General features: G+C 70.6%; 9 protein-coding genes. 2 read left to right on the top strand and 7 right to left on the bottom strand.

Annotation, left to right across the window (positions count from 1 at the left end; all coding sequences use genetic code 11):
- Window positions 1-298: 298 nt before the first annotated feature.
- The 3 genes from QSK03_RS32595 to QSK03_RS32585 form a co-directional block, all read right to left on the bottom strand.
- Complete coding sequence (locus tag QSK03_RS32595; protein ID WP_285659984.1) at window positions 299-733, bottom strand: hypothetical protein; 435 nt, start codon at window positions 731-733, stop codon at window positions 299-301.
- A gap of 213 nt (window positions 734-946) precedes the next feature.
- The gene (locus QSK03_RS32590) at window positions 947-1,285 is read right to left on the bottom strand and encodes a hypothetical protein (protein ID WP_285659983.1); all 339 of its coding nucleotides are present in this window, start codon (window positions 1,283-1,285) and stop codon (window positions 947-949) included.
- A 594-nt stretch (window positions 1,286-1,879) separates the two neighbouring features.
- A complete protein-coding gene (locus QSK03_RS32585; RefSeq protein ID WP_285659982.1) occupies window positions 1,880-3,073 on the bottom strand; it encodes a competence protein CoiA family protein in 1,194 nt (397 codons plus the stop codon).
- A gap of 71 nt (window positions 3,074-3,144) precedes the next feature.
- Between QSK03_RS32585 and QSK03_RS32580 the strand changes: the two genes are divergently transcribed.
- A complete protein-coding gene (locus QSK03_RS32580; RefSeq protein WP_285659981.1) occupies window positions 3,145-3,573 on the top strand; it encodes a hypothetical protein in 429 nt (142 codons plus the stop codon).
- Between the two features lie 132 nt (window positions 3,574-3,705).
- Here QSK03_RS32580 and QSK03_RS32575 read toward each other — a convergent pair whose 3' ends face one another.
- The 3 genes from QSK03_RS32575 to QSK03_RS32565 all read right to left on the bottom strand — a co-directional run bounded on the left by QSK03_RS32575 (window position 3,706) and on the right by QSK03_RS32565 (window position 5,789).
- A complete protein-coding gene (locus QSK03_RS32575) occupies window positions 3,706-3,993 on the bottom strand; it encodes a hypothetical protein (RefSeq protein ID WP_285659980.1) in 288 nt (95 codons plus the stop codon).
- Window positions 3,994-4,101: 108 nt separating this feature from the next.
- Entirely contained in the window at window positions 4,102-4,737 is a 636-nt protein-coding gene (locus tag QSK03_RS32570) for an RNA polymerase sigma factor (RefSeq protein ID WP_285659978.1), read from the bottom strand.
- A gap of 602 nt (window positions 4,738-5,339) precedes the next feature.
- A complete protein-coding gene (locus tag QSK03_RS32565) occupies window positions 5,340-5,789 on the bottom strand; it encodes a MarR family winged helix-turn-helix transcriptional regulator (protein ID WP_285659976.1) in 450 nt (149 codons plus the stop codon).
- Between the two features lie 100 nt (window positions 5,790-5,889).
- On the opposite strand from QSK03_RS32565, the gene QSK03_RS32560 reads away from it, so the two are divergent.
- Window positions 5,890-6,477 (top strand): hypothetical protein, encoded by a 588-nt coding sequence (locus QSK03_RS32560; RefSeq protein WP_285659974.1) that lies wholly within the window; start codon window positions 5,890-5,892, stop codon window positions 6,475-6,477.
- A gap of 380 nt (window positions 6,478-6,857) precedes the next feature.
- Here the strand turns inward: QSK03_RS32560 and QSK03_RS32555 are convergent, their stop codons facing one another.
- Window positions 6,858-8,051, bottom strand: coding sequence for an IS110 family RNA-guided transposase (locus QSK03_RS32555; RefSeq protein WP_285659972.1), 1,194 nt, complete (start codon window positions 8,049-8,051; stop codon window positions 6,858-6,860).
- Window positions 8,052-8,339: the final 288 nt, after the last annotated feature.

Raw genomic sequence — 8,339 nt, 5'->3', positions numbered from 1 at the left:
CACGTCAACTTCAAGGCACGCCGAAGCGGCCAGATCTAGCGCGAGTCACGTCGAGATCACCGGCACCGAGCCTGCTGGTCCTCCCAGCCGGAGCACCGCAGCGACACTCACAGATCTAGCAGGAGTGGGGAGCTTCAGTTAGCGCCCTCAACGCGAGTGAGCACCCCGGCCGACCGCCGTGCCAGAGGGACGCTCGACGGCGTGACCGGCAGTTCAAGTGACTGACCCAGGCTTCGACCTCTTCGCGCAGACCATGTGGACCTTCATTTCGCGGAGTGCGCCCGACGCGCCGCGGGCTTCATCGGGCTCCGGCCGCGGCCCACTGTCGGTGTACCTTCTTGATCTCGCTGATCCAGAAGCTCTCGTCACGTCCACGTGTCGTGAGCCTTCCCAGATGCCGGGCGGCGTCATAGAAGCCGCCGCCCGGTGTGCCGTGATCCTTGTTCACGGCGAGCGCGGTCAGCATCGGTAGCTGCGCGAAGTCGCAGGCGATCCCCACGACCATCAGCACGTCGGCCACAACGTGGTGCCAATGCTCAGCTCGCGCGAACGAGGTCCCCACGCACAGCTCCCCATAAGTGACTGTGCTTCCGCGCTCGGCGACGTCCTCGAGCTCGCTGGCGACATGCCGCACCGCGTCGAGCCACTCGCCGTCCAGCATTCCCCACGTGCGCCGGTTCCTATTGCTCCACTGCGCGTACGCAGCTGCGATGTGCTCCTCGCTGATCAGCACCGTCTCCCCCGACCTGTTCCGTTTCCCCTGCTTGAGCCTCATCGCCACCGTCGTCAGCGGACCGAATCTCGTTACGTACGCACAGGTCCCGACGGATAGGGAGTCAACAGGATCTCTATACCTGCACATCAATCACGGCGCCCAAAGGCATCGCTGGAGAACCTGACGGCTAGTCAGGCAGTTCCGTTGACCGGCCACCCCCCTCACCCGACGTCAGCTATCCGCGGGCAGGTGTTGATCGTCGTCCGCGCGGTGCCGCCGCATGCCGGCTCCGCGCCCGATGACGCGGCAATCGCTGCCATCGAGGGTGCGACGCCCGCACTCTTCGTAGGTGGAGTCGCTAGCCAGTGTGGCGGCACGGAGGCTGCCCTGCCCGGGCACATAACCGCGGGCAGCGAGCTTGTCTGCGATGCTCGAGGCACCGTCGATGGCGGTCAGATAGCGCTCGGCGCGCTTGTCGTGGCCGGGCAGGAAGAACGAGCCAGGCTTCGGGGCGCCTCCACAGTCGTCCCAGCACAAACCGTTGGGCGTTGCTCGCTTGACGGTGCTCACGATGATCTCCTCCGATGTTGTATGGGGTCATCGTATCCATGATATCCATGGATTGCAAGGACATCTTGGATGGCCGCTGGTTGCACGGTCATTCACTCTGTCCCAGGACGGTCACCCTGGGCGCCTCGGGTCGGCGTGCGCCGCCAGGGTGCAGTCGATGCTCGTCAGCACGTCGGGCGGTGCGGGGCTGGGCAAGAAGCCGGCACGCGACCGCCTGCGCTCGCGGCAGCCCCCTGAATCGCGAGTGCCGCGCAACGCATTGCAGCCGCATCGGAAGTAGCCGCGTCCTGGAGCACTTGTGCAGGCTCTCGTGCCGGCCAGCGAGCTGTGCGGCGCTCTGCGCACCGGCATCAAGGCGGGGGCTGCACCGGCGGTCGGCACGGTGGTCGACGCCGGCCCCGGGCTTCGTCCCGGGGGGATGGGGCGAAGTCCGGGGCCGACAGTCCAATGGTGACACCTCTCCACGCGCCCGGCGTCCACTTGGCGGCACCGCCGACGGCTCGAAACGGCATGCCGCGAGCTCGGCCCGGAGAGGTGCCGCGCCCCGCGGGGCCCATATCTAGCCGCATCCGCTGTCGGTCCCGAAGAGGGTGCTCAGTGGTGGTGCTGGTGGGTGTCGAGCTGGTCGATGGTGAGGATCCGCGAGCAAGGGTTGCAGAGGTATCGCCGCCGCGAGGGGTCGCAGTCCGGCGCCCACCCGTCGACCCGGACCGGCGCTTCGAGTGTCTGCTCAGGTGCCCGCGGTGCCGGCACCTGGCCCGACACAGGACCCGGAACGTGAGGCGGGGCCTGGTTGGCACAGGGCAGCGCAGGAGTGAGCCGGCGCCGTGATCCCCGCCCCAATCCGGCGGGGTGCGCGGCCACTGCCTCGTCGCGTGCCGTTCGATCGGCGGCGGCGCGTGCGGCGGTACGGGTCTCGGTGGCCCACGCGATTCGACGTTCCTCGGGTGGGGAGAGCCCCGCGGCGCTGAGCTGGATCTTGTCGAGGGGGATCGGGAGCAGGGTGGCGCGCTCGCCCGGCCCCGCGGGCCAGTGGGTGCCGTACACGGCGGGGTCGCGCTCCTCCCACCAACGCCCGGTGCGGGGGCGTCCGCGCCCGACGACGGCGGTGAGCTCGGCGCGGTCGTCGCCGTAGAGCCAGCCGGGCTGGTGGTAGGCAGCGATGATGCCGGGCACGCCGACTCGGTGGTGCCAGAGCCACACATCGACCATCCCGAGGCGGCGGTAGTCCTGGTGGCGTTGCCGCCACTCGTCGTCGGTGATCCATGCCGACTGCAGCTCCAGCACCACCGCCGGCCCCGCCAGATCGTCAACGCCGAACAGGCCATCTGGGCCGGGACGCCGTCTCGGCGCCGCTGCGTCACTCGCCAGGTGCTCAGAGCGCCGGCCGGTGGGGTGGAGGTGGATGCGGACGTCGCTGCGGCGTCGCCCGTCGCGGGTCCACGCCTCCACCCGCGCCGACTTCACCGCCGGGTGACGCCGCGCCCAAGTGGCGAGGGCCTGCTTACCGGCGGCGTGCCACACCGACTCCGGGCGGTGCATCCCACCCGGTGGGCCCTCGCCGGGCGGGTGCGCGAAGTGCGCTCGGCGCCGCCCGGCGATCCGGCCTTTCGCGACCAGCGCCACCCGCCGGGGCGGTCCGTCGGTGCCGTCGAGGCAGTGCAGACACACTAGCGACCGGTCTCCCACGTGGCCTTTGCGTCGCCATCGCGGCACTTCTGCCTCGTCGACGATGCTGACCTCCAGACCTGTCGTGAGGTCCAGACCCACCACCGCGAGCTCGTCCACCACCGACCACCTCCACCACCGACCATCGCACTGTTTTACGGCGATCGCAAATGTATGTAGGATCTGCAGTCATGGGAATGGACGTGTTCGATCACCTGGCCGCGCTCGAGCATCCGCTGCCCGAGCCCGACTCCGTACACCCGCCGGAGATGCTCGACGAGGCCCGCGAGCAGGTGCTGCGCGACCGGCATGCCGCGGCCGAGGAGAACCGGGAGTGGTGGTCGCACCGGTGGGACGAGACCGACGGGGCCGGGGACCCGGTGCTCGAGGCCATCGACACCGCGCGGCGACAGCAACTCGAGGCCGAAGCCCGGTTGCGGCTGCTGCTGGCCTACGCCCGCGAGTTCGTCGAGCCCCGCCCCTACACCCTGGCCGACCTCGCGCAGCATGCCGGCATGTCGATCTCCGGGGTCCGCACCGCCTACGACACCGACGACGAGGTCCACCAGGTCGCCGACCGCACCGGCCTGCGCCCCAGACGCCGACCTCGCGACCCCTGACCGATCACTAGCAGCTGCAGCCGGCGAACCGGATGGCCGCTGTTCCCGGGCCCGGGCGACCGGTCAGAGTCGATCTCTGACGACAGCTGGGCCGACCAGAGGGTTGATGGTGAGTCGGCGTCACGGTGGCCCTCATGAGGACGGTGCGGATAGGTCTGTGGCGTCTCGCAGCGCTGCCACGATGCGGTCGATGCTGGCCAGCACATGTGGCGGCATCGGCTCGTCGGTCTCACGGGTGGGCGTGAGGAGGGCCCAGGACGCGCGACGCGCGTTCTCGTCGAACCCGCCCCACAGGTGCAGGGCACGCTCAGCGCTGCGGTCGCCCTCGAGGGCGGCGGCGAACAGCGCTGCGAGCTCGTCGCGGCCGGCGCTGTCCGACGGGCGGGGAGGAGCGTCCGGGCTGGTGTGGTTGGTCGTCATGCCGGATTCGACGCAGCCGCGAGGTGTCCCGTTCCCTGGATTCTCCGATTCTCCCGCGTCGGCGGCACGCTCGTGGCAGGTCGTTCGCGCCGCCGGGCCGCGGGCTGGTCAGCGCGCGCTGCGGGCCCAAAGCCCGAGGTGGTCCTGCCGGGACGGGCTGGCGGCGAGCAGGGCGCGGATCGCGCTCTGAGCACGGGAAGCGCGGGACTTGATCGTGCCGACCGAGACCCCGAACAGTTCCGCGGCCTCGGTGTGGGTCAGGCCGTCGAGGTAGAGCACTTCGAGCACGAGGCGCTGCTCGCGCGGCAGCATCGCCAGCAGCACCGGCAGCGTCGCCGCCGCCTGCTCCCGGTCGAGCACCGCCGACGACGGGTCGCCCCCCTCGGCGCGGTGCGGCTGCTCATGCGATTCATGCAGCTCACCGACCGGCGTCGCGCGGTTGGCTCGGCGTCGCCGAGCGGCACTGAGGGCCTCGTTGACCGTGATGCGGTGCAGCCACGTCGACACCTTCGCCTGCCCCTTGAACGTGGCCGCGTTCTTGAGCACGCGCAGCCACACCTCCTGCACCACGGCCTCCGGGTCCGGCTCGGACCACGACACGCACCGGACCAGCCTCAGCAGCAGCCGCTGGTAGCGATGCACCAGCACCGCAAGCGCATTGGCGTCCCCTGCGACGTAGTCCGCGAGCAGCTCGGCATCGGTACGGGTATCGGTGCGCGGGTCCTGGGTGGGCGGGATGGTCATGATCGCCTCCGACCGAGAAAGGGTCGGGGCTGGTGGGCCCCGGAGCGGTGGGCGGAGGCGCTTGCCGCCTCCACCGCCCGAAGGGCGCCGAGCGGGCCGCCGAGGCTCGCGGTCAAGGGCCAGCCGGAGCCAGCGGAGTCCGGTCGCGCAGCGACGCGCAGCGCCCTTGATCAACGTCAGAAGCCGAACGCAAGAGGTGATCTCACGTAGGCCGTGCCTCGGCGGGCCCGGTGCCCATCGGGCGAAGGCGTTCTGTGCCTTCGCCCCGGGGGCGCCGCGTCCGCCCGTGGAGGCTCACCAGCAAGGGTCGAAGAGCAGAAGATCTCTCGGGCCGCGCCCGACGATCAGCAGCGGCCGGCCCGTAGGGCCGTCGATACGGCGCGGCCCGAAGATGTTCTGCATGCCCTTGCTGGTGAGGGACGGGCGGATCAAGCTTCCGGGCCCGATAGGAGACAGCGCCGCCGAAGGCGGCTCCGTGGGGTTCTTGGCCATGCGGCCTTGAGCCGCTGGCAGCGGAAGTCCTGTGCGTCTGACTGATCGCGGATGTGGCTTGGAGGCACGGCGCGTTGCACGCCAGTCCGGCGTCAGGTTCCGACGATGGCTCACCAGTGGTGGCGCAGGATGCGAGTCAGTGCGTCCTGCACGGTCGCGAGGTGTTCGGGACCCAGTAGCGCTTCGAGCTGGCGCTCAAGGCCGGCGATGACCTCGACGCTGGCGTCGATGCAGGCTCTGCCGCGCTCGGTGAGGGTCACCAGCTTTGCGCGACCGTCGGTGGGGTCGGGGCGCCGGGTGACGTAGCCGAGGCGGACCAGGTCGTCGACGAGGTCCTTCATCGCTTGGGGTGTCATATTGGCGCGCTCGGCGAGCACGGTCAGCCGGGTGCCCTCGAGGTCGATGTGGGCGAAGACCCCGGAATGCGCTGGCCGCTGCGGGAACCCGGCGGCGATCACGCCGTCGACGATCTGGTGGCCGAGGCGGCTGTAGGCCTGCCCGAGCAGCGCCGCCGTATTGTTGGGCTGTTCAGGTGACGGTACTCGCTCGTCGTCACTCACAGTCTTAAGGTTGCCTTAACAGCCGGTCTTAGCTTGCGGCTTCTGCCGTCTGCGGCCTCGATCGCCACCCGCGACGTTGTGCCAGCCACCAGGAGTGAGCATGAACCCCACGTTCCGCGCCACCCGGACCTTCGCGCTGGTCGGCGTGGTGATCACCGTGCTTGCGGCGTTGTTCGCCGCCGTCGGCGCGCTGACCGGCTGGGAGCCCCCATGGGGGTTCCTGGCACAGGCCGTTATCCACCTCGGCGAGCTTGCCGTGGTGATCGCGGTCGCGCTCAGCGGCGCAGCCGGGCGTGGGTGGCTCGCCCGGATCGGCTTGGGTGCAGCGATCATCGGCCAGGTCCTGTTGGTCGCAGCTGAGCTGATCTATCCGGTCAGCCCGGACGTCGGTGATCAGATTTTCTATGTCGCGCCCCTGCTCAGCGCCATCGGCCTGATCCTGGCGGGGATCGCGGTGCTGAGCGCTCGCCGCTGGAGCGGGTGGCGCCGGTTCACCCCGATGCTGGTCGGACTGTGGTCGCTGGTCGTGCTCACCCCTGCCCTCATCGCCTCGGGTGGTCCCCCGGCCCCGCTCGCGCTGTGGGCCATCACGGGGTGGGAGCTGTGCTGGGTGGCACTCGGCGCCGCAGTCCTGACCGAGATCGTGGTGCCCGCTCGTCGACCCAGCACCGCAGCCCGGGTGAGCTGACCAGCGGACACGCCGCCTCAGCACCGGGCGACCTCGCGCCGCCCCAGCTGGTTGCCCCTTCCTCTTGATAGCCGTGCGCGTTGATAGCCGTTCGCGGCGCACTCGTGGTCCGGCCGCGCGCCTGACCAGCCCAGCCGGTGTGGGGTCCTCGCCCGGTCTGTTCGTCCCTGCATAGCGAGAAGCGAGGTCTCGGCGTCAGGTGATCGGGAGTCGCGAACGCCAGCCTCGGTAACGCGAAATCGGGCTTGGTGGAACAGACGGGCGAGTTGCTCATGATCAAGGGCGAGGTCCCTGCAGGGCCTCCCAGGGAGTGTGGAGCTCGCTCACCCAGCGACGCCGACCTCGGGGGTCGAGTCGCGGTCTGGGCCGGGCGTCGCGGGTCATGCAACGGCAGCTCCACGACCACCGGCAGCAGTCACGGCGGGCCGAAGACCGGCGGCGACCTCGCGGTTCCAGGGAGTACGGCGAACAACGACGGCGTGCAGCCAGCGCAGCAGGGTCGCAGCGCAGGCGGCGCGGGCCTGCTGGCCGGCGAGTCGGTTGTGCTCGCGGGTGGTCAGGTGCTCGTAGCGGGCGGCGAGCACCGGGTTGGCGTGCTGGGCGCCCCACACCGCCCGCCACGCTGCCGTGCGCAGCTCGCGCCGTCCGCGCCCGGAGAGCCGGGAGTGGCCGCGGTGTTCGCCGCTGGAGTCCTCGCGGGGGCACAGCCCGGCGTGCTTGACCAACGCCCTGGGGCTGGTGAACCGCGAGGGGTCGCCGGTCTCGGCGAGCACCGCGGCCGCGCCGACCACTGACAGGCCGGGAATCGTGGCGACCAGTGCGGTGAGCTCGAGCTGGTCGAGGACCTCGAGCATGCGGGTCTCGACGTCCTCGCGGTGCGCGCGAACGCGGCGCCAGTCCTCGATGACGAACCCGGCGCGCTCGAGCGCGCCGTGACGGTGTCCGACCAGCCCGACGGTGTCGCCCAGCGCGGCGAACACCGCAGTGACGATGCGCCCGCACACCCTCGTCACGCCCCACGCAGGCAGCTCCCGCCGCACGGCCGAGGCGAAGCGGATCGCGCCCATCCGACGGACCCGGGCCACGTCACCGTCCTCGGCGCGCCGCAATACGACCGTGATCGCCGCGCACCACGACGCGGACTCCAACGGTCGCGTTGCGGCCTCGAGCGCCGCCGGCCACACGCACTCCAGCAGGTCGCGCAGCTGCTGGCCGCAGGCAGTGGACTCCGTCAGCAGGCGGGTGCGACGCGCGCCGAGCTGACGCAGACGCGACCAGGTGTCGTCGCTGGTCTCTGGCTCGTAGCAGCGTAGCTGGGTGGTCAGCCGGGCGATCAGCATCGCGTCCTTGGGGTCGGACTTGTCCCAGGTCAGGTCTTCGCCCTCGCGGGCCCGCCACACCAGCAGGCCTTGCACGCACACCATGGTCAGGCCGCGTTCGGCGGCGAGCTTCTCGAGCACTTGCCAGCGGTGTCCGGTCGCCTCGCAGGCCACCGTGATCGAGGAGAACCCCGCGGCCTGGGCCTGCTCGAGCGCCCAGTCCAGCAGTGGGCCCAGCTGCCAGGCCCGGCACACCACAACGGCGGCGGGCCAGCACCCGCGAGTCGTGATCGGTCAGCGCCGCCGCCTGCTTGCGGTCGGCCAGGTCGATACCGAGCACCGCGTTCGACACCGGCACCAGGGCACGCAGCCGATCGAGGCGACGGTTGCGGTTGCGGTCACCGCGTGAGAGGCCACTAGTGCCGCGGCAAGGAACGTTGGCGCTGTAACCGAGGGCTTGATCAGGATCTTGAGGGGTTGGAGGCTGTCGCCCGGGAGGTGGGGCGATGGCACGGCCTGCAGAGGTGTTCGTCCGGGAACTGT

Source organism: Actinomycetospora sp. NBRC 106375 (assembly GCF_030269665.1).
In the GTDB taxonomy this organism is placed as follows: domain Bacteria; phylum Actinomycetota; class Actinomycetes; order Mycobacteriales; family Pseudonocardiaceae; genus Actinomycetospora.
The sequence above is the reverse complement of the archived record's forward strand: the minus strand, read 5'-3'. Positions and strand labels throughout refer to the sequence as shown.